Here is a 23,039-nt window from a genome sequence, read left to right on the forward strand (position 1 = left end):
AGTCAGCAACAGCCATATCCCTAACGCTCCCCGGCTTTCACGGGCCGTCCCGTATCCAGATCCGGGATTAGTTCGGCCAACCGGTCCAGAACACGATCCGGAGTCAGCTTGCGCAGGCAGTTCAGGTGACCCTCCGGACACTGGCGTTGAAAACAGGGACTGCACTTCAGGCCCATGGACACGACGCGCGAGGTTGGGCTGAGCGGCGGGGTGAAGCCGGGGTCCGAGGAGCCGTAAATCGCCGCAAGGGGACGATTTAGGGCCGCGGCCACGTGCATCAGACCGGAATCGTTGCTGACCACGGCCCGGGCCAGGGAAATCAGGTCCACGGCCTGGGCCAGGGAAGTTCGCCCGGCCAGGTTCACGGCCGCCGGGCCGATCAGTTCGCACACGGTTTGGGCCGTTTCATCGTCCCTGGCTGATCCCATCACCCAGACCTTCCAGCCCCATCCGGCCAGGACCCTGCCTACTTCGGCGAAATGCTCGGCCGGCCAGCGCTTGGCCGGGCCGTACTCCGCTCCGGGGCAGAGGATCAGGATGTCGCGGCCGACGTCCAAGTTCAATTCGGTCAGAGCGTTTTGCACGTTCGCGGCATGGACTTCGAGACGCGGAGCGGGCACGTCGGGCGGGTGGCTCGCATCCTTGGGCAGCCCCAGAGCCACGAATCGTTGGACGGTCATGGGCAGGCGGTGCTTGTCCAGTTTACGCGGATCGTTCAGCAGGCCGTACCGGCATTCGCCGAGATACCCGGCGCGCCGAGGAATCCGAGCCAGGAACGGCACCAAGGCCGATTTCAGGGAGTTGGGCAAAACCATGGCCTGGTCATAGCTTCCGTGCAGGCGGCGGGCCAGGGTCAGGCGCTCCCAAAGACCCAGTCGTCCGTGCCCGGCGGATATGGTCACGGCCCGTCGCACTCCGGGCATTCGCGCCACCAGAGCCGCGCTCCAGGCCGGGGCCAGGACGTCCACTTCCGCGCCCGGGAACCGGCGGATCAGCACCTGGACCAGGCTCTGAGCCATGACCATGTCTCCGACCCAAGAAGGGCCGACCAGCAGAATTCTTGAAGGGCTCAAACCCATGTGAACAGCATTGCGTAATTCGCTAAAGAAAATGCAGTTATCGGAGTCGGAGTCGGAGTCGGGGTCGGAATCGGCATCGGAATCGATGATGCTTGAATGCGCATGGCCTGACTTCGACCCTGACAGTGAAGCGCCGATTCCGATAGCGACGCCGATAGAGAATCGCTGAATGAGAAATGATATTATTCGTCGTTCAGCCACTGCCGCCACAGTGGCTCGTGCGCGCCCTGGGCCGTGAGGATGAACCGGATGGCTTCGCGCGCCGCGCCGTGGCCCCCGACGGCCTGGCTGGTCCAGACGGCCAGCTCCTTGATCTCCGGCTGGGCATTGGCCACGGCCATGGGCAGGCCGACCATGCGCAGGGGAGCCGCGTCCACCCAGTCGTCGCCGAGGTAGGCCAGTTGGGAAAGATCAAGCTCCCTGCTCCGGCAGATCTCCCGGATGATCGGGGCTTTTTTGACTTGGCCGGGGTGGTATTCGGTGATGCCCAGTTCCTTGGCCCTGGCCGCCACGGCCGGGGAATCCAGGCCGGTGATGATGGCAAACTCCAGCCCAGTAGACTGAGCCATCTTGATTCCCAACCCGTCCTGGACGTTGAAGCGCTTGCTGACCCGTCCCTGGGCGTCGAAATACAGCCCGCCGTCCGTGAGCACCCCGTCCACGTCCAGGATCAGCAGCCGAATCCGTCGGGCACGTTCTTCAGCATTCATGGCCGAGCCTCCAGATCCGCAGCAAGTCGCCCAACAGCGCGGGCAGCTTGTCCAAAGGCCAACTGTTGGGCCCGTCGCACAGGGCCTGGTCAGGCCGGGGGTGGACCTCCAGGAACAGGCCGTTGCACCCAGCGGCCACGGCGGCCCGGGCCAGGACCGGGACGAACTCCCGTTGCCCGTCCGAGGCGTGCCCCTTGCCGCCGGGAAGCTGCACCGAGTGGGTGGCGTCGAAGATTACCGGGTGTCCGGATTCGGCCAGCAGTGGAATCGAACGAAAATCCACCACCAGGTTATTATATCCAAAGCTGTTGCCCCGTTCGGTCAGCCAGATCAGGGAATTGCCCGTGGAGCGCACCTTGGCCACGGCGGGCAGCAGATCCCAGGGGGCCACGAACTGGCCCTTCTTGATGTTCACGATCCGCCCGGTTTCCCCGGCGGCCAGCAGCAGATCGGTCTGGCGGCAGAGGAAGGCGGGAATCTGGATCACGTCCGCCACTTGGGCCACGATGGCCGCCTGCCTGGGCTCGTGGATGTCCGTGACCACGGGCAGGCCGGTTCGCTCCTTGATCTCGGCCAGCCACTCCAGGCCCCGCTCCAGGCCCGGACCGCGGAAGGATTCCAGGGAGCTGCGGTTGGCCTTGTCAAAGGAACTCTTGAATATCACGGGGATCTGTTCGCGCTCGGCCGTGGCCGCCAGAGACTCCCCGACTTCCAGGGCCAGTTCCAGGCTTTCCAGCACGCATGGCCCGGCGATGAGAAACGGGCCTGACCGGGAACGTTCATACAGTTGTTTTGGGTCGATCATGGGATATCCGTTCTTACTTGCGTGTATTTTTAAAGGCCAGGGCCGCGCCAATGAAGTCCCGGAATAGCGGGTGCGGCACTAGGGGGCGGGATTTGAATTCCGGATGGAACTGGCAGCCCAGAAACCAGGGATGATCGGTCAGTTCGACGATTTCCACCAGGGCGTTGTCCGGGGAAAGGCCGCTGAGCACCATGCCGGAGGCTTCGAAGCGTTCCGCGTAGCGGGCGTTGAACTCGTAACGGTGGCGATGGCGCTCCTGGACCAGTTCCTCGGCGTAGGCGACGAAGGCTTTCGTTTCCGGCTTGATCCGGCAGGGGTACGCGCCCAGACGCATGGTCCCGCCCTTGGCGCAGCTCGCGTCGCGCTTCTGGAGGCATTGCCGACGATGGTCGTACCACTCGGACATCAGGTAGATCACCGGGTCCGCGGTGGTGGGGTCGAATTCCTCGGAGTTGGCCGTGGGCAGGTTCAGGACGTTGCGGGCAAATTCGATCACCGCGCACTGCATGCCCAGACAGATGCCGAAAAACGGGACCTGTTGCTCACGGGCGTGCCGGATGGTCGCAATCTTGCCCTCCACCCCGCGATGCCCGAAACCTCCGGGCACCAGCACCCCGTGCATCCCGGCCATGGCCTCGGCCACGGAGGCTTCCGTCAGATCCTCGGAGTTGACGTACTCCAGATGCACGGAAACGTCGTGGGCCACGCCTCCGTGGATCAGGGCCTCGTGCAGGCTCTTGTAGGACTCGCGCAGGTCCACGTATTTCCCGACAATGGCGATACGCACCTCGTCCTTGGGGGCCTTCAGTCTGGCAACCAGTTCCTTCCAGCACGGAAGGTGCGGATTTTTGGCCGGAAGTCGCAATAAAATGGCAATCTTCTGGTCGACCCCTTCCTCGTACAGGGCCAAGGGCACTTCGTAGATGCTCTTGACGTCCACGGCCGTGAACACCGCGTCTTCGTCAACGTTGCAGAACAGGGCGATCTTGGCCTTGATGTCCTTGCCCAGGTCCACTTCGCTGCGGCAGAGGATGATGTCCGGCTGAATGCCGATGGAGCGCAGCTCCTTGACGCTGTGCTGGGTGGGCTTGGTTTTCAACTCCCCGGCGGCGCGCATCAGCGGGACCAGGGTCAGGTGGATGTACAGGACATTGTCCTTACCCAGGTTGGAACGCAGTTGGCGAATGGCCTCCAGAAAAGGCAGGCTTTCGATGTCGCCCACCGTGCCGCCGATTTCGATGATGGCCACGTCCTCGTCGTTTTGGGCGACGCTGAGCACCGCGCTTTTGATTTCGTCGGTGATATGCGGGATCACCTGCACGGTTCCGCCTAGATAGTCCCCGCGGCGCTCCTTGGTGATCACGGAGTTGTAGATACTACCCGAAGTGTAGTTGTTGCGCTGGGACATGGAAATGTTCATGTAGCGCTCGTAATGGCCCAGATCCAGGTCGGTTTCGGCCCCGTCGTCGGTCACGTAGACTTCCCCGTGCTGGAACGGATTCATCGTGCCCGGGTCCACGTTGATGTAGGGATCGAGTTTCTGGATGGTGACCGTCAACCCCCTGGCCTGCAACAGCGCCCCGATGGACGCGGCGGCCAGCCCTTTGCCCAGAGACGAGAGCACCCCGCCGGTGACGAATATGAACTTGGTTTTCATGCCGACTCCTATTGAAGGAAATACGCCGTGTCGCGACGATTGGAAGCCCGTTCGGGGAAACAGCGTCCCCCAAAACCAATGCATCTTGCCGCAAAAGATCGTGAAAATCTACCGAGGTCATGGTTGACGAACGCGGCGCTTGCCTCTATGCCCTCAGATTTACGACAGTTGTGGATTCAAAGTCAGCTTGTTTTTCTTTTTTGGGAGGCCTTGTTCATGAGCAAAGTCAATGTGCTGGTGCTCGCGGGATATGGGACCAACTGCCAGCGTGAAACCGCCCATGCGGCCACACTGGCCGGCGCGGACCGGGTCGTGGTGGCGCATTTTTCCGAACTGCTCGCCGGAGACGTGCGGCTGGGCGATTTTAATTTTCTGATCTTTCCCGGAGGCTTTCTGGACGGCGATGACCTGGGGGCGGCCCAAGCCGCGGCCTTGCGCTGGCGCTACGCCAAAACAGCCTCCGGTGCGTCCCTGGTGGACGAGTTGAAGCGCTTTTTCGACGTCGGCGGCCTGATCCTGGGCATCTGCAACGGCTTTCAACTGCTGGTCAAGCTGGGCATGCTTCCCGGCACGGAACACGGCGCGTTGGAACGCCGAGTCAGCCTGAGCCACAACGACTCGGCCAGGTTCGAAGACCGCTGGGTTCACCTACGAACCAACCCGAACAGCTCCTGCGTGTTCACCTCCGGACTGGACCGGTTGTACCTGCCGGTTCGCCACGGTGAGGGCAAGCTCGTTCCCAAGGATGACCCGACCCTGGAGGCCCTGGAGCGCGACGGCCTCGTGGCCCTGCGCTACGTTGACCCCGAAACCGGCAAGCCGACCATGGAGTACCCCTATAACCCCAACGGATCACCCGGAGGCATCGCCGGACTGACCGACCCCACGGGACGCATTCTCGGCCTGATGCCCCATCCCGAAGCCTACAACCATCCGACCAACCATCCATCCTGGACCCGTGGAGATCAAGCCCCTCTGGGCGTCACGCTCCTGACCAACGGCGTGGCCTTTCTGCGTGCGCGAAAACAGTGAATCGCGACACGGGCATTCTTGACAGCCATGAAGCCATCTCGTACAGCTTCCTACTTGCTCTTTGAGAGCGACACGAAAGTCCTGAGCAGTGACGTCGCAAGGGTTCTCCGGCCCGAAATGCAGGAGAACCGTCCATGACTCGCGGTGGCAAGTACCCTTGGCAGGACCCCATGCGGCTGGCCCTGACCGAAGCCCAGGCCGCTCGGGACCGCGGAGAAGTGCCGGTGGGTGCGGTGGTTCTGGATTTGGCCGGAACGCTGCTGGCTGCGGCGCACAACATGACCCTGACGGGCCAAGACCCTGCTGGGCACGCTGAAATTTTGGCCCTGCGCGAAGCCGCGATCAAGGTCGGAAACCACCGCCTGGCCGATTGCGTCCTGGTCGTCACCCTGGAACCGTGCCTGATGTGCCTTGGAGCCCTGATCCAGGCCCGCGTTGCCGGCCTGGTCTTCGGTGCCCGGGACCCCAAAGCCGGAGCCGTACTTTCACGCATCAACATCAACGACCTGGATTGGCTGAACCATCGTTTCTGGGTGATCGAAGGCGTCTTGGCCGAGGAAAGCAGCAATCTGCTGGGCTCCTTTTTCGCCGGACGCAGAAAAAACTTACTTGCAACAACCGCCCGAAGCAAACCGTCTAGCGACGAGCCAACCGCTTTCTGATCATGCCATAACCGGAGAGGTACCGAAGTGGCCGTAACGGGGGCGACTCGAAATCGCCTTGTCCCTTAACCGGGGCACGTGGGTTCGAATCCCACCCTCTCCGCCATTCTATTAATCCAAGAAAAGCCACGTTAAACTAAAAGGCCGCTTATCTCCTTGACTTGGAAAAGGATTTAAGCGGCTTTTTTTGTCTAAAATGCCATAAAATAGCGAATTTCTTAGAAAACTTAGCTTTCTTGGCCTTGTCAAGGTTTACGAAAGCCGGCAGCTTGCCCTGCAATTAGGAGACTCGAGTATTCGTTTCTGATAAGATTATGTATCCAATCCCATGAAAGAGCCCCTTAGATCAATGCGGAAAGCTGGGAATCCGTCATGCGCAAGCGCCCATGTCCATGATACACGGCCTTTTCTTCTCCGAGTCCGAGACAAGGCGGAAATCTCCTCCGGTCCAGAGGCAGAACTAATTTGTCTCATCGAAGCTCACCAGCCTCAATATCTTCGTGTGTTTGGCTCACAACATAGTTGCCTTGAATCCAAAGAGGGTTGTTGGTGACTTTTGATCCGTTGGTTGATATTTATTAAGTCGAAAAAAAGCATGTTTGTTGGTAGCTATTCAGCAAAATCGTTTAAGGAGATTGGGATAGCGGTAACGCGCCGGCTTTCGTCGGCATGACTGCCTAGAAAAAAGTATATTCCGATAAGTCCTTCCGGCGAAAGCCGGACTCCAGTGCTGACGAATGATCCAATACCGTATGCGCTAAGTAATTTCCACTTCAGTTCAGTGGCGTCTCAGGAAGTGATGACATTGAATTCCAAACCCTGAGTTTTCTTGAAGGGTAGGTTGTATGGGGCTGGTTAAGGTGGATGATTTCAAACCGGGCATGGTTTTAGCCGCTGATTTGAAATCTTCGCAAGGAAGAATGCTGTTGCCCGAGGGGATTCAACTCACTGAGCAGCATATCAAAACTTGCAAGATATGGGGGGTCGTCGAGGGCGATATATTGGGGGAGGGCAACCAGGATGCCGAGGCGCCGCCTCCGGTTCTGAACCCCGAGGACTTGGAAAAAGCCCGTTGCACGGCCCAAGTTAAATTTTGCCTGACTGATGTGCGCCATCCAATGGTACGAGAGGCGGTCAAGCTGTACATCCTGCGCAAGGCTCAAGCCTTGGCTCTCAATGCAGACGATGCTTCCGAGGTGCTGAACTTGTCTGATTCCGGCCCCTCTGAGCAGGTATTGTCCGGCCGTGAGAAGGTGGAGGACATTGTTCAACAGGAACTCGAACTGGCCTCGCACCCAGACATTTTACGTCACATTTTACAGGCTTCCAGTGATCCACTGGCTTCCGCAGCCTACGTCGCGGAAGTGGTCGGCAAGGACGTGGCCCTCTCGGCCAAGCTCCTCAAGGTCGTGAACACTCCGTATTACGGATTTCCGCAAAAAGTCGACACTATTTCCCGGGCCATCGTGCTTTTAGGCCAAGAGAAAGTCGCGGGCCTGGCCTTGGGCATCTCCGTGATCAATATGTTCCAGGGGGCGCAAGGCGAAATGTTGGACATGGTCGGCTTTTGGAAGCATTCCGTGGCTTGCGGCATTGTTGGCATGGTTTTGGCCGCGCATTGCAACGAGCAGGATAAGGAGCATTTTTTCGTGGCCGGTTTGCTCCATGATGTCGGACGATTGATCATGCTCAAAAACCGAGTGCAGGCGGTTCAGTCCATATTCTCCGAATCCCGCGGCCTGAAGGTGGCCTTGCATGATCTGGAAAAAGCGCGCTGGGGCTTTGATCATGCAAGCCTAGCCGAGTTGGTCCTGGAGAAATGGCAGTTGCCGGATAATCTGCTGCTGGCCGTGAGATACCATCACTCTCCTGGTGCTTGCGGATATGCCCGAGATGCGGTCATGGTCCATGTCGCTGATTTTTTAGCCCACTCTTTGGCTCTGGGCGATAGCGGCGCAACCTTGGTTCCGCCTCTGGACAACCACGCTTGGGAAAGTTTGGGATTATCCAAGAACGTGCTGCCGGTGCTGGCTCGCCAAGTCGATGCCCAGGTTGGACACATCATGCGAATTTTTTTCGGATAACAGACCAATGCCTCCCCCTGTGGATTTTTCTGATTCGTGCATCCGTCGCGTGTCGTATCTGGAAGAGGTCAACCGGGCATCCCTCCAGGCGCTTCAACTGGTGTTGGAAATGGGCAGGCAAGGTACCAGTCTGAATCGCATTGATAATCCGCGGACGATCCTTGCGGAGTTTCATGACAAGATCCATCAGTTGATCCCGTGGAAAGCCGCCGCATTCTACCTGATGGATGAGCAGACCTCGGTCCTGAACATGGCCCTGTGCAGGCCGATGGAATCCGCGCCTCATCTCAGTGCTGTTTTCGACCTTCTTGTTGAAGATCGGACCATGTCCCTGGCTTTGCATGACGAGAGCCATACGTTCGTCGAGGTTGACGGGTGCGAGGTGCTCATGCATGCCCTGAACACGATTACCCGGTGCCGGGGCTTTTTTTTGGGCATTCCCATGGATTCTCGAAAATCAATCCCGGACACGTCCTTGGCCATTTTTTCAATCATGATGCAGTCTGCTGCCCAAACCTTGGAAAGTTATGAGCTGTATCGGCTGATTCGCCGGGTCAACTCCGCGCTGGAGGAAAAGGTCGAACACCTTGAAGAAGAAATGGCCGACCGCATGCGGGCCGAGGCGGAACGGGAAAAGTTGCAAGGCCAATTGCTCCAGGCCCAGAAGATGGAGTCCCTGGGCATTCTGGCCGGGGGCGTGGCCCATGACTTCAATAATTTACTGCAGATCATGGGCGGCAAAATTGAGGTTCTCCTCCATACCAATCCGGGCGGAGATTTTGAGGCAAAGCATCTGCGCACGGTGAGTAAATCCATTGATCGCGCGACGGCTCTGGTTCGGCAACTGTTGGTCTTTGGTAGCAAAACCGAGCCCCAAATGCAGCACATCGACCTCGGGCAAGAGCTGAAAGAAATCGCCGGAATGCTTGAGGGAACCATTCCTGCTTCGATTCGTGTTGAACTGGGCATACAGAACGACACATGGTCGGTAAGCGCCGACCCGGTGCAGATTGAGCAGATAATTCTCAACCTGACGAAAAATGCCGTGGACGCCATGCCCGCCGGAGGCAGGTTGGCCGTTGAAACGCATAACGTGACCCTGGACGAGGAGTTCGTTCGCTCGCACATGGGCGCAAAACCCGGGAGGTATGTGCTCTTGACGGTGGCGGACACGGGGGTCGGCATTGAGCCGGAAGTCTTACGACATGTCTTCGACCCTTTCTTTACCACCAAGGAAGTGGGCAAGGGCACCGGCCTGGGCTTGGCCTCGGTCTACGGTATCGTCAAGGCGCATGGCGGCTACATTCAATGTGCCAGCCAGCGCGGCCAAGGAACGATTTTTTCAGTTTATCTGCCGGTTGCGGACCAGGGGCGCGAGGCAAAATGCGACGAGCCACGCAAGGCCATCTCCAAAGGCGGCAACGAAACCATTCTGGTGGTGGACGACGAGCCGGAAATCCGGGAATTGACCCTGGAAGCCTTGGAGTCGTTCGGGTATGTCGTACAATGCGCGGCCAGCGGAGAGCAGGCCTTGGATGTGTATCAGCGCGACGGCAAATTCATCGACCTGGTCCTGCTGGACTTGAGCATGCCGGGCATGGGCGGATGCGAATGTCTCCAGGCGCTGTTGCGCCTGGACCCCTCGGCCAAGGTGTTGATCATCAGCGGGAATGCGGCCAAATGCCAGAGCAAGGATCTCCTGTTGTCCGGAGCCAAAGGCTTTCTCGGAAAGCCGTATCACCTACGGGACCTGGAGGCCAAAGTGAGCGAGGTTCTGGGGTGATTTCGGCTGGAATGCGGCCCCCTTGGCTCATCCCTGCCCCATGTCGTCTCCGGGCAGCACCACTTCCATGGGGTGTCCGCGTTCCCGGGCCATTTTGAGCAGTTCGACGCGCAGGACCTCTCGCGCGCCTTGATCGCCGTGCACCAGACGGATTTGGCTGGGCCATTTGCGCATCCGCTTCACGAAATTGACCAGGTCGCGTTGATCGGCATGGGCCGAGTAGCCACTGATGGTTTCCACTTTGGCGCGGATGGTGAGCCGTTCTCCGTCCAGGATCACCCAGCCGCCTTCTGGTCCGTAGCGCTGAATGGCATGACCCGGGGTGCCCGGGGCCTGATAGCCGACAAACAGGACATCGTGCCTGGGGTCACCGAGCATGGCCTTCAGGTAGTTCACGATCCGCCCGCCCGCGGCCATGCCACTGGCCGCCAGGACCACTGCCGGATGTCTGGTCCGGGCCAGTCGTTCTACCATCTCCATATGTTGCTTGTGGCTGTCCACGGTGGTCAGGTTCTCGAAAGCCAAGGGGTGCCGGCCGGCGCGCAGCCGGTCATGGGCCTCGGTATCCCAGTAGGACTTCAGTTCACGGTAGACCTTGGTGAATCTGTTTGCCAGGGGGGAGTCCACGATAATCTCCAGTTCCCGCCATTTTGTCCCGCCGTCATGGGCCAGGGATTCGAACTCGTAGAGCAGTTCCTGGGTTCGCCCGATGCTGAACGCCGGGATGAGCACGGTCCCGCCGTCGGCCAGAGCACGGTCCACCGCGGCCTTGAGCCTGTGCCGCCGGGTGTGGCGGTCTTCATGCAAGCGGTTGCCGTAGGTGCTTTCCAATACCAGGGTGTCCGCCCGGTAGGGAGAGCGGGGCACGGGCAACAACGGTGCATGCGGTGCGCCCAGATCCCCGGAAAAGACCACCCGGTGGTTGGAACTCGAGCTTTTGCCCGCGCTTCTGGATGTCCGCTTGGCGGTGATGTCCACCTCCACGTAGCTGGACCCCAGGATATGTCCGGCACGTTGCAGCTTGATCCGAACCCGCAAAGATTGATCATCGATTAATGTATGCCACTGCTTGTACTCCAAGGCTTGCAACCTGGAATTCACCTTGGCTAAAAAATCATTGATCAGTCGTTTATTGCGGGTAAATCCGATCTTCAAGGCATCCTCAATTACCAGAGGCAGCAGTTTGGCCGAGGGTTTGGAGCACAGGATCGGCCCTGTATAGCCCGCGGCCACCAGATGCGGCAAACGGCCGATGTGGTCGATATGCACATGGGTGACCACCAGAGCGACCAGATCGTTAACAGGAAAATCAATGGCTTGATTGGCGGAATCGTCTCCTTCAGGCGCGTCCGTGCCTTGGCGGAGGCCGCAATCCACCAACAAGGCCCGCTCCTTGTCCAGGCGCAGGTGATGGCAACTGCCTGTGACGCCCTTGGCGCCTCCGTAATGATCAATGATCGGCTGCATGAATTCTCTCCTTTCAAAACGTTGGAACTCCTTGGCACTATAGGAATTACCTGCCGAACTTTGCAAGTCAGCCACATTCCAGTGGCCCCAATCCTCATTGTGCTGAACAGTTACGGAAGCGACGGTCTTTTTCGCGTGAGGTGCGACGATTACAGGTATACCAGCACCGTTCCGGCCAGGGCCAGGAAGACGTTGGCAAAGGTGTAGGTTCCGGCGTAGCCCAGGGCGGGGATGGGGCTTTTGGCGGCTTGGGTGATCACGTTCAGGGAGGGGGTGCTGGTCATTGCGCCGGTGATGGCTCCCAGGAGCAGGGCGGGTTGGATGCCGAGCACGAAACGGCCGAAGAGCAGGCCGACGATGACAGGAGTGAGGGTGATCACCATTCCGCTGAAAAAAAGCGGCAGGCCCACGGACAGCAGGGCGTCCACGATGCCTACCCCGGCCTTGACCCCGATGCCGGCCATGAAAAAGAGCAGGCCCAGTTCCCGCAAAATCCAGCGCGCCGCGGGCGGGACCCGGCCGAAGGTCGGGTGCATGGAGCGCAGAAAGCCGATGATCAGTCCGGCGAAGAGCAGGCCTCCGGCCGTACCCAGGCCCACGGCCACGTCGCCGATCTTTACGCTGATCTGGCCCAGTAGCATGCCGCCGACAATGCCAAAGCAGAAGGTCAGCAGGTCGGTCTGCACGAATCGACGCTCCACGTAACCGAAGGTGCTGACCAAGCGCTCCAGGCGGTTCTTCAGGCCGGTGACCACCAGCACGTCGCCCTTTTCCACCTGAAAATCCAGGTTCATCGGCAGTTCCACCTGGGTCCGGATGACCCTGGTAATGAAGCAGCCGTAGACCGCGGGAATGTGCAGCTCGCTGATCCGCTTGCCCACGGCCTCGGGCTTGCTGACCACTACGGCCACGGTGTCGATGGGGTTTTCCAGGAGATGGGCGTCGAAAGTTCCCGGGCCGATGTAGTCGGTCAATCCTTCCAGCTTGGACAGTGGGCCGGCCACGGCGACCAAATCTCCCTGTTGCAGGGTGGTCTGGGCGTCGGGCAGGAACAGTTCATCCCCGCGTCGAACCTGCTGGATCACGCACCCCGTGGTCCGCACGAACTGCAAGTCCCGCAGTGGTTTACCGATGATCTTTGGATTGGTGACCTCAAAGGCCCGGACTCGCAGGCTGCGGCTCTCTTCCAGATCCTGGTCCTCCCCCTCGTCCGTACCGAAGCCGCTCCGGCTCTCCCGGGCCAGCTTGGCGGCTTCGGCCGGCAGGTCTATGCGCAGCAGCCTGGGCAGAAACCGGATGCAGGCGATCAGTCCGGCCAACCCGAAAAGATAGGTGATGGCGTAGCTGGCCGTGAGGTCGCCCAGGAGAACTTCGATTTGCTCTGCGGACAGGGCGTGGGCCAGACCGTCGCGGATTCCGGCCTCGGAAGCGGCCAGGGTCGGCGTGCTGGTCAACGCGCCGGCGACCATTCCGGCGATCATGGCCGGACCGAGTTCCAGCATGGCCCCCAGGAGCAGGGCCGCGCCCATGGCGCTGAGCACGACCACTACGGACAGGGCCAGGTACTTCAAGCCGTCCTGGGCGAAGACGCTGAAAAACCGGGGGCCGGCCTGCAAGCCCACGGAGTAGATGAACAGGACGAACCCGACTTCCTGCACGGCGTGGGGCACCAGAAAACCGAAGTGGCCGAAGAACAAACCGGCCAAGAGCACCCCGGAGGTCGCGCCCACTTCGAACCCACGCCAGTTCAGGTTGCCGACCAGGTAGCCCAGGCCAAGAACAAGGAAGAATACCAGCAGGTTGTTGGCGTGGAGCAGCGAAACGACGTCGATGACCATGGAAGCAACCCGTAGTCGCTTTCCAGTGCCATTGCAAACCCGTGAAGCTTGTTCTCGCGCGGCTGATGAGCGAGCATTCAGCTTGCTTTATCCGATCTAATACCATTTCTAAATCAGCGATTCTCTATCGGCGTCGCTATCGGAATCGGCGCTTCGCTATCGGGGTCGAAGTCAGACTATGGGTATTAAATCCTCATCGATTCCGATGCCGACTCCGACGCCGACCCCGATAACTGCATTATCTTTAGCGAATAGCGCATTATCGAATTAGATTGGTATAACGCCATGACTTGACGGGTTTGGCTTTCTCCGTGCCTCGATTGTTCGTGGGCGACGGACGGGGATGCCTCAGGGGGGTGCTCCGAACAAAGATTGCGCAATACCTGAACTGCGGACCTCCAAAATTTCCTCCATGCCATCCCCGCCAACTCTGACCAGAAACAACGCCTCCACCCCGGACAGGGATTCAACCAGTTCCAGGCCTTTTTCAACGCCAAGCACCATCAGGCCCGTGGCCAGGGCGTCGGCGAAGGTCGCGTTTTCAGCCAGGACGGTGACGCTGGACACGTTGTTGTCCAGCGGGCGGCCGGTGCGCGGGTCCAGGATGTGGCTGAAAAAATGTCCATCCTGCTCGAAGAATTGCCGGTAGTCGCCGCTGGTCAGTACAGCGCCGTGGCCAGGGCGCAGCACCAGCAGGACCTCGTTCCAGTCTTGGCCTCGCTCTGGTTTGTTCACCCCAATGCGCCACGGCTTCCCTTCCGAACTGCGTCCGGAAACACGGACGTCGCCGCCGATGTCCACCAGATAGTCTCGTATCCCTCGATCCTCCAGCAGCTCGGCCAGCGCGTCCACGGCAAACCCCTTGGCCACGGCCCCCATATCCAGTTGCACGTCCGGATGCAGCTTGCCCAGCCGTCCGGACGTCGAGGCGTCAACCATGTGCAGCCCCACCGAAGCCAGAGCATGGCGCACGGCTTCTTCCGGTGGAGGACGCCATGATTCCCGATTCGCGGCTTCCGGGCCGAAGCCCCAGATGTCCAGCAAGGGGTTGACCGTCGGGTCGAACGCCCCTCCGGTCTGGTCGTGAACCTGTGCGGAAACCCGGAGGACGTACTCAAAGTCTTCGGAAATGGGCATGGATTCACCCATGGAAAGGGCGTTGAACCGGGAAATTTCACTTTCCGGACGATAGACGGACATGGAGGCGTTGATCTGCTCCAGTCGGTCCTGAATCGCCTTTTCCAGTCCGGAAAGAGCCGAGGCCGGAGCATGAGTCGCGCGTACCGTATACGCCGTGCCCATGGTCTTCCCGCGAAAGACATGCTCCGAGGGCCGGTCGCAGCCGAAGAGCAACGACAAGATTCCGGTCAGCAGGGCTGCGCTGAATACGGATGCAAAGCAGATTCGAAGGTCATACCGGGAGGCGCGAGAGAGAAAAAAAAATTGTGGAAACATGGGCAAGGTAGCGCGAAAAACCGGGCCGAAGCCCTCAATTCATGTACCAGCCAAGAACACGCCAGGAGATGCGTCCGGCCTGGTCCACGTCGTATTCCAGCCAGAGGTTGCCGCGAACGTGGCCGTCCTCGAACCCGGCCAGGACCCATCTGTCGGTGAGGACGTAGGTTTCCCCGGTGATGATGTGCATACTGCCGCCGAAGAAGGCTTCGGCTGGGATCAGGTCCGAGCGGCTGGCTAGATTCTGAATCAGGTCATAGACCGGATTGGACAGGCCCTTGCGTTGTAAGCGGCGCAGTTCGAACTCGCTCAGCCTGGGTTGAATTTCGCGCTGGATGGAGAGCAGCGGCGCCAGATTGGCCACGTCCAACTGCTCCCGCAAGTCACGGCTTTCCATTTCGCACAGACGCAGGGCGTCCCGTGATTGGTGCAGCTTGGCGTAGAGCGACAGGCAGGCTACGGCCAAGGCCAGTGCGACGACCCAGGGGAGGATATGTATGGAACGGGTGATCACCTGGGCCTACCTGTCTTGCCCGCCTCGCCCGTCGTGACTATAACCCTCGGAGCCTCTGTTTGAGGATGAATGCCGAGCTTGCGGGCCAAGCCCGCTGCTTCCGGAAACTTCTGGTTCAGTTCCCAGAGCCGGTTTTCCACGGCCCAAAGATTGAGCGGCAGGCCCAGGACCGCGAGGCGGTCAATGATATGGCCCGCCTCGGTCCACTCCGGTTGCTCGGAAGCCAGCAGTTCCAGAATATGCCCGGTCAGGCGGATATCGAATTCCCTCAGTGGTCTCCAGTTGGTGCGCAGGAAGGCGTGGAATTCCTCCTGGTCGTCAGCCGTCCGACCCAGGACGAGTTCAGCCCAGGCCAGTCCGGGCAGATGCAACAGCCAAACGTCTTCCCGAACCGGAAGATGTTGGTCTTCCTGCCATCCTTGAAACTGGACCAGGGCGGAGTTCGCGAATCGGAGCTGCCCGTCCCACCAAGCCTGGGTCCGACGTTCCAGCCATGCCAGGGAAATCAGTTCACGCCTGTTCCAGGCCAGATCCGCGATGGAACAGGAATCCACGGCTCCTTCCGGTGTACCCACGATTACGCAGACGCGCCCAGAATGTTCCGGCTTCCAGCGCCAGGAAAAGGATTCGACAGCTCCGGTATTGGAGGACGTTAGCTGACCGCTGCCTCGAACTTCCGCGCCGTCGGCCTCTGAAGTCCTGTCCAAGTCCAGTACCAGTTGCGCTCCGACCCAGGTGCGTTGGATGCGTCGCCCTGAATCTCGGTCGGCGTGCGCTTGCTCACCGTTTTCTCCGTCCATGAGCAAACCCAGCAGGGTCCAGGAGGCCAAAGTCATGCTACGAGGCAGAACGTGAGTGCGCCACAGGTCCGCTCCCGTGCCCTTGCCCGGAATGTTCGACATCGCCGCGGCCATGATCCGAACGAAATCCGGTGACCAGTCTCTGGCCCCGGTGGACCGGGCCAGCTCCATGGAGCGCAGGGTATAGGCCATGGCGTTGAGCGGTTCCACCCGGCTGATCTCGTCGAAAAACCAGGCGCAACTGGCCAGGGAACACATGGCCCATTCCTGCATGGCCAGCAGGTTGACGGCGGTTGCCTCCTCCCGCGAGGAAAGTCCCGGAGCGGCGTGCTGGTCGAGAAAATCGGATCGCGAGACGCCGCCGGCCAGCAAGCGGCCATAATCCAGCAAGGCGCGGCGAGGATCAACGAAGCACCGTCGGCCGGCGATGAAATAGTGCTCATCCACGCGCTGTTTGTTGCTGTGCAGAGCTTCGCGCAACGGCCCTCGCCAGCGCTGCTTCCAGCCCGGATGCCCGCCGTCAGCGCAGCCGCAGTCCGTGCGCCAGCGCTCCACCCCATGGACGCAGCTCCAGGAGGACGGTTCGTGGAGCAGTATCCGGCGAGTGGGCGGGTTGACGGCCAGATAGGCCGCGAAGTTGGTCAGCTCCAATCCTTCCCGACCCTGACGAATCTGCTCCAGGACATAGGCCAGGGCCATTTCGCCGAAGGAAAAATGATGGCCATAGGTCTCCCCATCCGTGGCCACGCAGAGCAGTCCCCGGCCAGCAGCCTGATTGATCCGCTGGAAGTAGCGCCCGCCATCTTCCAGGAGCCGTTCAAAGGCCACGGCCTGGGAGATAGGCCCATGATAAAAAAATACGGACAGCTCCCGCCCGGACGGCAGCGCGGCGGCATAGGGTTCGCTAATGTCCAGGCTGGATTCATCCACGTCGCGTTGGTTCGCGCCGTCCAGGTCGGCCACGGCCCGGGCCTGGCGTGGGGCCAGGACCACGAAGCGGAATCCGGCCTGGGCCACGGCTTCCAGAGTCGGGGTGTCCACCGCTGCCTCGGAAAGCCACAGCCCTTCCGGCTCACGCCCGTAACGCACCCGAAAGTCCGCCGCGGTCCAGGCCAGTTGCACTTCCTTGTCCAGGGGCGAGGCCAGGGGCATGATGATGTGGTGATAGCACTGGGCCAGGGCGTTGCCGTGCCCCCAACGCTCCAGGCTCTGACGGTCGGCGTCCAGAATCCGGGCGTAGCACGCGGGATCGGCTTGCTCCAGCCAGGAAAGCAGGGTTGGGCCAAAATTGAAGCTGGTCCAGGCATAGCAGTTGATCAGGTCCGTGATTTGACCCTGGGCGTCCCTGCGCCGGGCCCAGGCCAGCGGTGCATAGGACTCCTCCAAAATCCGCTGGTTCCAGTTCAGCCCCGGCGCGGCACTGCCCTCGGGCAGCAGTTCGCGCAGCCACGGATCAACGCGCGGAGGCTGATAATAATGCCCATGGATGCAGACCTTGCGTGTGGTCATCATGATCGTTCCTCCACTTCCCCTGTTGTTTCCTCCCGGATTCTGTCCCTGGCCTCCCGGCCGGTGAAGCCTCGTTTGGCCGCGAAAAACTCCAAGTTCTCCTCGGCATCGCAGGGCCGCAGGTACAGCGGTTCGATGGGCGTTAGGCCGAATGTGGCGTTCATGGCCGCCTGAATCAAGACATGGGCCTGGGGAGCATCCCAGGAAGGATCGAGAACACGCGCTTGGGGCAATTCGGCTTTGATCCATTCCAGGTTGCGCCGCACTCCACTGCCCAGCAGATACAACGGCTGATCATCGTCCCCCAGGAGCGAATGGAGATCGGAAGGGATGTCCACGGCCAGAATTCGCGGATCGTTCAGGGGCGTTACGCGAAGTTCTGTCGAGATTTCCCGGGAAGCAGGCGAGGCGGAGACTTGAAACGACTGGGCATGGACCAGCCGGGTCCGGGCATGGGTCAGTACGGCCAAGCGGCCCTGGAGCATCGGGGCCGGACCAGCGGCCAGCAAAGGCAGGTAATCCAGCCCGCCCATGGGCAGGCCCGCGCCCATGGCCAGACCATAGGTCGTTGCCAGACAAAGGCGCAGGCCGGTGAAATTGCCCGGCCCCCGGACGCAGGCGATGCCGGAAAGATCGTGCATTTTCAGCCCGAGAAGATTCAGAGCTTGCTCCAGGGCTGGAACCAGAAAACGCATCACCCGAGCCGGGGCGGCCCATTCCTGGTGCAAAACCAGGGTGGTTCCCCGGGCCAGGACGATCTGGACTCGGTCCTCCACGCCGTTCAGCGTCAGCAGGAGGCGCGACGGAGCTTCACCGCTTCCGGTAATAACGGACCCCGTGGAAGAGCGGTCACTTGAAGAAGCGATGGATGTCATTAAATACCGCGAAGGTCATCAGCGCGATCAGAAAGGCGATTCCCAGCTTGTAAGCGATTTCCTGCATCCGGGGGTTGAGTGGTTTTCCGGTGATCGTCTCAATGGTGTAGAAGAGAATGTGCCCCCCGTCCAACACAGGTATAGGCAAAAGATTCAGCAGACCGAGATTGATGCTGATCAGCGCGGTCAGGGCCAGCAGGTTGGTCAGCCCCTCGGAGGCCTGCTCGCTGACCAGTTGGGCGATGAGGATTGGTCCACCGATGTTGTCCGCCGGAATAATCCGCTCGATGAGCTTGATGATTCCCTGCACCGTGAGCACGACGATGGTCCAGGTTTGTTCCGCCCCAGCGACCAGGGCCGTGCCCGGACCCAAAGCGATGGACTGGGTCTCCCCCGAAGCCGTGATGCCCAGCATGGCCACCTTGATGTCCTCGCCGAAAAGGTTTTGGCGGACCTCCACCCGGGGCTGAGCCGCGACGTCCATCACCCGGTTTTCCCGTTGCACCGTCAGGAGCATGGTCTGCCCCTCGGACTGCTGAATACGCTCGGCCAGCTCGCTCCAGTAGCGGATGTCCTGGCCGTTGACGCTCAGGACCATGTCCCCGTCGCGTAAATCCGCGGCCTGGGCCGGACTGTCCTCCAGCACCTGGCCCACCACGGGCAGCAATTCCTGTTGCCCGTGCGCCCAGAACAGCCCCCAGTAGATGAATATGGCCAGGACAAAGTTGAAGACCGGGCCGGCGGCCACCACCAGGATACGTTGCCAGGGCGGCCGGAGGCTGAAACTGGATTCAGGCGGAATGCCCTCGCCCAGGTCGTCCTGGGCGCTTTCCCCGGCCAGCTTGACGTATCCGCCCAGAGGAACGGCGCAAAGCCGATATTCCGTGTCGCCGTATTGGAACCCGAACAGCTTCGGCCCGAATCCCAGCGCGAAAACCGGTACGCCGATTTTGAATAGACGAGCCACGATGAAGTGACCCAGTTCGTGAAAGAAAATCAGAACTCCAAGGACGAGAATAATGGCTAAGACGCTTTGCATTCGAAACTCAATGGCTGTTTGGTTGGAAGAAGGCTTCGGCTCGCGCTGGTATGCGGCTCAAAATGCCGGTCAGTGACAACCGACGTTTCTCATGGCCGAACCGAAGAAAGGAGCGTAATGGTCTTGGAAGGTATTTTGAGACTTCTCGGTCGCAAGTCAAGCCTTGCCACGAAAACTCAGACACCGGCACCGGAGTCGGCCAAGCGTCGCGTCTGGCCCTGGACGAGGATGCTAAGCTCCAGAATCGTTTCCAGGGAGTCCACGGACTGCCCGACATGGTTATCCAGAGCGCGGCGGATCAGGGCCGGGATGTGCGTGAAGGAGATACGTTCGTTCAGGAATAGATCCACGGCGGCCTCGTTGGCCGCGTTCAGGACCACCAGATGGCTGGGGCCCGCGCGGTAGGCCTCCCGTGCCAGTTCCAGACAGGAAAAAAGGTCGGTCCGAGGCTCCCGAAAGGTCAGGGTTCCGGCCTGAAGCAGATCCAAGGGGGCCAGACTCAGTCCCAGACGCTCCGGATACCCAAGACAATGGGAGATGGGCACCTGCATGTCCGCGGGGCCAAGGTGGGCCAGCAGGGAACGATCCGTGAACTCCACCAGGGAATGAACAATGCTCTGGGGATGAATCAGCACGGCCACTTGGTCCATATCCAGTCCGAACAGCAGGCAGGCCTCGATCACTTCCAGACCTTTGTTCATCAGGGTTGCGGAATCCACGCTGATCTTCGCCCCCATGGACCAGTTGGGATGGGCCAGGGCCTGACCCACCGTGACCGCGTCCAGCTCCGCCGCGTCCAGATCCCGAAACGGACCACCCGAGGCCGTAAGAATGATCCGCTGCAAACTGGAGCACGTCTCGCCGCGCAAGGACTGAAACACCGCATTGTGCTCTGAGTCCACGGGCAAAATCATGGCCCCGTAACGGCGGCAGGCGTCTCGGATCATGGCTCCAGCCAGGACCAGAGATTCCTTGTTGGCCAGGGCGATGATCTTCCCGGCACGGGCAGCGGCCAACGTGGCCGGCAATCCGGCAGCACCCACCTGGGCGGAGAGGACCATTTGGGCTTCAGGCAATCGGGCCAGCCCCTCGTACCCCTCCTGGCCGTGAACGATCTCCGGAGCATAACCCGAAGGCAGCAGCTCCCTCAGTTCATCTGCCAAGGCCGCATCCAGCACCGCCAACATCTCGGGCCGCCACCGCGCAGCCTGTTCAGCCAACAGGCGAACGTTGCGCCCCCCGGCCAGCCCCAGCACGGAAAAGCGTTCCGAGTGCTCGCTGATCACCTCCAGGGCGCTGCGACCGATGGAACCGGTACTGCCCAGGATGACCAAGCCGCGCGGAACGGACGTCGCTGCCGGAGGCAAGGCGCTGATATATCGGCAGGCGTGGAGGGAGGGCATATTGGACGGGTCCGGTACGGTGGAGTGATGGGTCACGGTATTAACTGTTGAAAACAGTCCTTTGTCGGCAGTCCGTTCAAAAAAACAACTGCAAGGAGCAAAAAACGTTCAAGATCGAAGCGTATTTATTGATACGTGAAAATTTGTTTTTTTACGGCGACGCGGCAATGGGGGATATTATAACGGACTGCTAAAAGAAAGGATAAACAAGGCTCAGGGCCGAGTAAGCCGGTAAAACGAAAAGCAGGCTGTCGATGCGGTCCAAAATGCCGCCGTGGCCGGGCAGAAGCGTGCCGGAATCCTTGACGCTCTGGGAGCGCTTCACAGCGGACTCGAAAAAATCCCCCACCTGGGCGGCCAGGTTCAAGACGACCCCGAGGAGGATGAACGCCGGAGCACTCGCCGCGCCCCAGGCCAACCCCACGATCACGCAGGCCCCCACGCAGGCCGCCATTCCGCCGCCGCTGCCCTCCCAGGTCTTCTTGGGGCTAATGGACGGCCAGACGTGACGACGGCCCCACTTGGAACCGGTGTAATAGGCGGCCGTGTCGGAGAGAAACGCCGCTGCCACCACCAGCAACAGTTCCGGCCAAGCCAACCCCAGGGCGAAGTGCAGCAACAGGGGCAGGTAGCAGCAGCCCCAAAAAAGCAACAACGCATCCGAGAACGACGCGGTTTCGGGGTCAGAGCTGTAGCTGACCAGAAACAAGACTCCGAACAGACAGAACAGTCCGGCCAGGGCCGCCGGAACGGCGGGTGGGGCCAGGTACGCGGCCAACAAAAAAAACGCCCCGCTGGTGACGCCCACCACCTTCCAACCTGGTCGTTCTCCCTTCCAGAACATGGAATACAATTCCCATTGGCCCAGAGCGGCCAGGATCATTACGAGAAGCAACAGCGGCACCCCGCCGGAAAACAAAATCCAGAGCAGGATGGGCAACGGCAGTAGCCCGGTCAACAAGCGTTTGTGGTGCGAGGTCAAGGGCATGATGATGCTGGTCAGAGGTTCGTGGTGAGGATGGGTTTTAAGGAAGGGGGCAAGAAAAAAAACTGGAAGGATCAGGCAACGTGTTGCTCCAGGCCCCCGAAACGGCGGGATCGTCTGGCATACTCGTCCAGGGCCTCTTGCAGGCAGTCTTCGTCAAAGTCCGGCCACATCACCGGCGTGAAGACCAGTTCGCTGTACGCGGCCTGATACAGGAGAAAATTGCTCAACCGCTGTTCGCCGCTGGTCCGGATGATCAGGTCCGGGTCAGGCTGGCCGGCAGTGTCCAGATTGTCGGCAAGGAGTTGTTCAGTGATCCGATCCGTGGGTATGCCCTGGCTGACGAGTTTTCGGCAGGCCCGGACGATCTCTTCGCGGCCGGAATAGTTCAGGGCCAAATTGACGACCATGGATTTGCAGTGGCTGCTCTTGGAGCAGACGTGCCGCAGGATCTGGCGCAGGGCAAAGGGGAGTTCGTCCCAGTCACCGAGCACATGCAGTCGGATGTCCCGCTCCAGCAGGGAATCCATCTCGCTCTTGAGATAAGACTGGAGCATCTCGAACAAAAACGAGACCTCCTCCCGGGGCCGGGACCAGTTCTCTTTGGAAAAGGTATAGAACGTAACGTGCGGGATGCCTAGCTTGCGGCACTGGGTGACGATCTTGCGGGCGGAGCGGGTGCCGGCCTTATGGCCTTCGGTGCGCGGCAGGCCGTGGTGTTCGGCCCATCGTCCGTTGCCGTCCATGATGATGGCGATATGCCGGGGAAAGGAGGACAAGTCGGCTCAGATCTCCATGATTTCTTTTTCCTTGACCGCGAACACGGCGTCAGTCTTGGCGATGTAGTCGTCCGTCAGCTTCTGGACATCGTCCTGAGTCTTGCGTAGCTCGTCCTCGGTGATCTCCTTGGCCTTTTCCTGCTTCTTCAGCGCATCATTGGCGTCGCGCCGAATGTTGCGAATGCTGACCTTGGCCTCCTCGGTGAACTTCTTGGCGATCTTGACCAGTTCTTTGCGCCGCTCCTCGGTCAGGGACGGGATGATAATCCGCAGGGTCTTACCGTCGTTGACCGGGTTCAGGCCCAAATCAGACTTGAGGATGGCCTTTTCCACATCCTTGAACGCCCCGCGATCCCAGGGCTGGATGGAAATGGTCCGGCTGTCCGGGATGGAGATGGAAGCCAGTTGATCCAAAGGGGTCGACGTGCCGTAGTAGTCCACCCGAATCCCGTCCAGCAAGGCCGCGGAGGCCCGGCCGGTGCGCAGCCGATTGAATTCCCTGTCCAGGCTTTGCAGGGACTTTTCCATGCGTTCCTTGTTGTCGTCCAGTACGGATGCCATGC

At 60.3% G+C, this 23,039-nt stretch carries 19 protein-coding genes and 1 tRNA gene; 5 read left to right on the top strand and 15 right to left on the bottom strand.

Annotated elements, in window-relative coordinates; translation table 11 throughout:
• Window positions 1-20: 20 nt before the first annotated feature.
• The 4 genes from waaF to C6366_RS00220 all read right to left on the bottom strand — a co-directional run bounded on the left by waaF (window position 21) and on the right by C6366_RS00220 (window position 4,251).
• Window positions 21-1,079, bottom strand: coding sequence for a lipopolysaccharide heptosyltransferase II (gene waaF, locus C6366_RS00205; protein WP_107735346.1), 1,059 nt, complete (start codon window positions 1,077-1,079; stop codon window positions 21-23).
• Between the two features lie 182 nt (window positions 1,080-1,261).
• Window positions 1,262-1,789, bottom strand: coding sequence for an HAD family hydrolase (locus C6366_RS00210; RefSeq protein ID WP_107735347.1), 528 nt, complete (start codon window positions 1,787-1,789; stop codon window positions 1,262-1,264).
• The gene (kdsA, locus tag C6366_RS00215; RefSeq protein WP_107735348.1) at window positions 1,779-2,594 is read right to left on the bottom strand and encodes a 3-deoxy-8-phosphooctulonate synthase; all 816 of its coding nucleotides are present in this window, start codon (window positions 2,592-2,594) and stop codon (window positions 1,779-1,781) included. The genes C6366_RS00210 and kdsA overlap by 11 nt, the downstream gene beginning before the upstream one ends.
• A gap of 13 nt (window positions 2,595-2,607) precedes the next feature.
• Complete coding sequence (locus C6366_RS00220; protein ID WP_107735349.1) at window positions 2,608-4,251, bottom strand: CTP synthase; 1,644 nt, start codon at window positions 4,249-4,251, stop codon at window positions 2,608-2,610.
• Between the two features lie 216 nt (window positions 4,252-4,467).
• Here C6366_RS00220 and C6366_RS00225 point away from each other — a divergent pair, with 216 nt between their 5' ends.
• The 5 genes from C6366_RS00225 to C6366_RS00245 all read left to right on the top strand — a co-directional run bounded on the left by C6366_RS00225 (window position 4,468) and on the right by C6366_RS00245 (window position 9,812).
• Complete coding sequence (locus tag C6366_RS00225) at window positions 4,468-5,283, top strand: phosphoribosylformylglycinamidine synthase subunit PurQ (protein WP_107735542.1); 816 nt, start codon at window positions 4,468-4,470, stop codon at window positions 5,281-5,283.
• Between the two features lie 134 nt (window positions 5,284-5,417).
• Window positions 5,418-5,945 (top strand): nucleoside deaminase, encoded by a 528-nt coding sequence (locus tag C6366_RS00230; protein WP_233248342.1) that lies wholly within the window; start codon window positions 5,418-5,420, stop codon window positions 5,943-5,945.
• 13 nt (window positions 5,946-5,958) lie between these two features.
• A tRNA-Ser gene (locus C6366_RS00235) sits at window positions 5,959-6,051 on the top strand.
• A 739-nt stretch (window positions 6,052-6,790) separates the two neighbouring features.
• A complete protein-coding gene (locus C6366_RS00240; RefSeq protein WP_107735350.1) occupies window positions 6,791-8,029 on the top strand; it encodes an HDOD domain-containing protein in 1,239 nt (412 codons plus the stop codon).
• Window positions 8,030-8,036: 7 nt separating this feature from the next.
• The gene (locus tag C6366_RS00245) at window positions 8,037-9,812 is read left to right on the top strand and encodes an ATP-binding protein (protein ID WP_158269575.1); all 1,776 of its coding nucleotides are present in this window, start codon (window positions 8,037-8,039) and stop codon (window positions 9,810-9,812) included.
• A 27-nt stretch (window positions 9,813-9,839) separates the two neighbouring features.
• On the opposite strand, the gene C6366_RS00250 is transcribed toward C6366_RS00245, so the two are convergent.
• The 11 genes from C6366_RS00250 to frr all read right to left on the bottom strand — a co-directional run bounded on the left by C6366_RS00250 (window position 9,840) and on the right by frr (window position 23,037).
• A complete protein-coding gene (locus tag C6366_RS00250; protein ID WP_107735352.1) occupies window positions 9,840-11,279 on the bottom strand; it encodes an MBL fold metallo-hydrolase RNA specificity domain-containing protein in 1,440 nt (479 codons plus the stop codon).
• Window positions 11,280-11,428: 149 nt separating this feature from the next.
• Window positions 11,429-13,117, bottom strand: a complete 1,689-nt coding sequence (locus C6366_RS00255) for an aspartate:alanine exchanger family transporter (protein ID WP_107735353.1) — start codon at window positions 13,115-13,117, stop codon at window positions 11,429-11,431.
• A 348-nt stretch (window positions 13,118-13,465) separates the two neighbouring features.
• Window positions 13,466-14,572: an FAD:protein FMN transferase gene (locus tag C6366_RS00260; RefSeq protein WP_107735354.1), complete on the bottom strand. Its 1,107-nt coding sequence runs from the start codon at window positions 14,570-14,572 to the stop codon at window positions 13,466-13,468.
• A gap of 34 nt (window positions 14,573-14,606) precedes the next feature.
• Window positions 14,607-15,086 (bottom strand): hypothetical protein, encoded by a 480-nt coding sequence (locus C6366_RS00265; protein ID WP_107735355.1) that lies wholly within the window; start codon window positions 15,084-15,086, stop codon window positions 14,607-14,609.
• Complete coding sequence (locus C6366_RS00270) at window positions 15,083-17,398, bottom strand: DUF3536 domain-containing protein (RefSeq protein ID WP_233248343.1); 2,316 nt, start codon at window positions 17,396-17,398, stop codon at window positions 15,083-15,085. Before C6366_RS00270 ends, C6366_RS00265 begins: the two co-directional genes overlap by 4 nt.
• On the bottom strand, window positions 17,395-18,270 hold the full coding sequence (tsaB, locus tag C6366_RS00275; RefSeq protein ID WP_107735356.1) for a tRNA (adenosine(37)-N6)-threonylcarbamoyltransferase complex dimerization subunit type 1 TsaB: 876 nt from the start codon (window positions 18,268-18,270) through the stop codon (window positions 17,395-17,397). Before tsaB ends, C6366_RS00270 begins: the two co-directional genes overlap by 4 nt.
• Window positions 18,245-19,309: an RIP metalloprotease RseP gene (gene rseP / locus C6366_RS00280; protein ID WP_107735357.1), complete on the bottom strand. Its 1,065-nt coding sequence runs from the start codon at window positions 19,307-19,309 to the stop codon at window positions 18,245-18,247. The genes tsaB and rseP overlap by 26 nt, the downstream gene beginning before the upstream one ends.
• 176 nt (window positions 19,310-19,485) lie before the next feature.
• On the bottom strand, window positions 19,486-20,712 hold the full coding sequence (dxr, locus tag C6366_RS00285) for a 1-deoxy-D-xylulose-5-phosphate reductoisomerase (protein ID WP_107735358.1): 1,227 nt from the start codon (window positions 20,710-20,712) through the stop codon (window positions 19,486-19,488).
• A 190-nt stretch (window positions 20,713-20,902) separates the two neighbouring features.
• Window positions 20,903-21,700 (bottom strand): phosphatidate cytidylyltransferase, encoded by a 798-nt coding sequence (locus C6366_RS00290; RefSeq protein WP_107735359.1) that lies wholly within the window; start codon window positions 21,698-21,700, stop codon window positions 20,903-20,905.
• A 71-nt stretch (window positions 21,701-21,771) separates the two neighbouring features.
• Window positions 21,772-22,476 (bottom strand): polyprenyl diphosphate synthase, encoded by a 705-nt coding sequence (uppS, locus tag C6366_RS00295; protein WP_255412068.1) that lies wholly within the window; start codon window positions 22,474-22,476, stop codon window positions 21,772-21,774.
• 6 nt (window positions 22,477-22,482) lie between these two features.
• Complete coding sequence (gene frr, locus C6366_RS00300; protein WP_107735360.1) at window positions 22,483-23,037, bottom strand: ribosome recycling factor; 555 nt, start codon at window positions 23,035-23,037, stop codon at window positions 22,483-22,485.
• Window positions 23,038-23,039: the final 2 nt, after the last annotated feature.

Source organism: Desulfonatronum sp. SC1 (genome assembly GCF_003046795.1).
Taxonomy (GTDB): Bacteria; Desulfobacterota; Desulfovibrionia; order Desulfovibrionales; family Desulfonatronaceae; genus Desulfonatronum.

Coding starts and splice junctions, on each gene's coding strand:
- waaF (WP_107735346.1), bottom strand. CDS start 1,079: ATGGGTTTGAGCCCTTCAAGAATTCTGCTGGTCGGCCCTTCTTGGGTC.
- kdsA (WP_107735348.1), bottom strand. CDS start 2,594: ATGATCGACCCAAAACAACTGTATGAACGTTCCCGGTCAGGCCCGTTT.
- C6366_RS00250 (WP_107735352.1), bottom strand. CDS start 11,279: ATGCAGCCGATCATTGATCATTACGGAGGCGCCAAGGGCGTCACAGGC.
- C6366_RS00240 (WP_107735350.1), top strand. CDS start 6,791: ATGGGGCTGGTTAAGGTGGATGATTTCAAACCGGGCATGGTTTTAGCC.
- C6366_RS00255 (WP_107735353.1), bottom strand. CDS start 13,117: ATGGTCATCGACGTCGTTTCGCTGCTCCACGCCAACAACCTGCTGGTA.
- frr (WP_107735360.1), bottom strand. CDS start 23,037: ATGGCATCCGTACTGGACGACAACAAGGAACGCATGGAAAAGTCCCTG.
- rseP (WP_107735357.1), bottom strand. CDS start 19,309: ATGCAAAGCGTCTTAGCCATTATTCTCGTCCTTGGAGTTCTGATTTTC.
- C6366_RS00270 (WP_233248343.1), bottom strand. CDS start 17,398: ATGATGACCACACGCAAGGTCTGCATCCATGGGCATTATTATCAGCCT.
- C6366_RS00260 (WP_107735354.1), bottom strand. CDS start 14,572: ATGTTTCCACAATTTTTTTTTCTCTCTCGCGCCTCCCGGTATGACCTT.
- C6366_RS00230 (WP_233248342.1), top strand. CDS start 5,418: ATGACTCGCGGTGGCAAGTACCCTTGGCAGGACCCCATGCGGCTGGCC.
- C6366_RS00210 (WP_107735347.1), bottom strand. CDS start 1,789: ATGAATGCTGAAGAACGTGCCCGACGGATTCGGCTGCTGATCCTGGAC.
- C6366_RS00220 (WP_107735349.1), bottom strand. CDS start 4,251: ATGAAAACCAAGTTCATATTCGTCACCGGCGGGGTGCTCTCGTCTCTG.
- C6366_RS00290 (WP_107735359.1), bottom strand. CDS start 21,700: ATGCCCTTGACCTCGCACCACAAACGCTTGTTGACCGGGCTACTGCCG.
- C6366_RS00245 (WP_158269575.1), top strand. CDS start 8,037: ATGCCTCCCCCTGTGGATTTTTCTGATTCGTGCATCCGTCGCGTGTCG.
- C6366_RS00225 (WP_107735542.1), top strand. CDS start 4,468: ATGAGCAAAGTCAATGTGCTGGTGCTCGCGGGATATGGGACCAACTGC.
- dxr (WP_107735358.1), bottom strand. CDS start 20,712: ATGCCCTCCCTCCACGCCTGCCGATATATCAGCGCCTTGCCTCCGGCA.
- tsaB (WP_107735356.1), bottom strand. CDS start 18,270: ATGACATCCATCGCTTCTTCAAGTGACCGCTCTTCCACGGGGTCCGTT.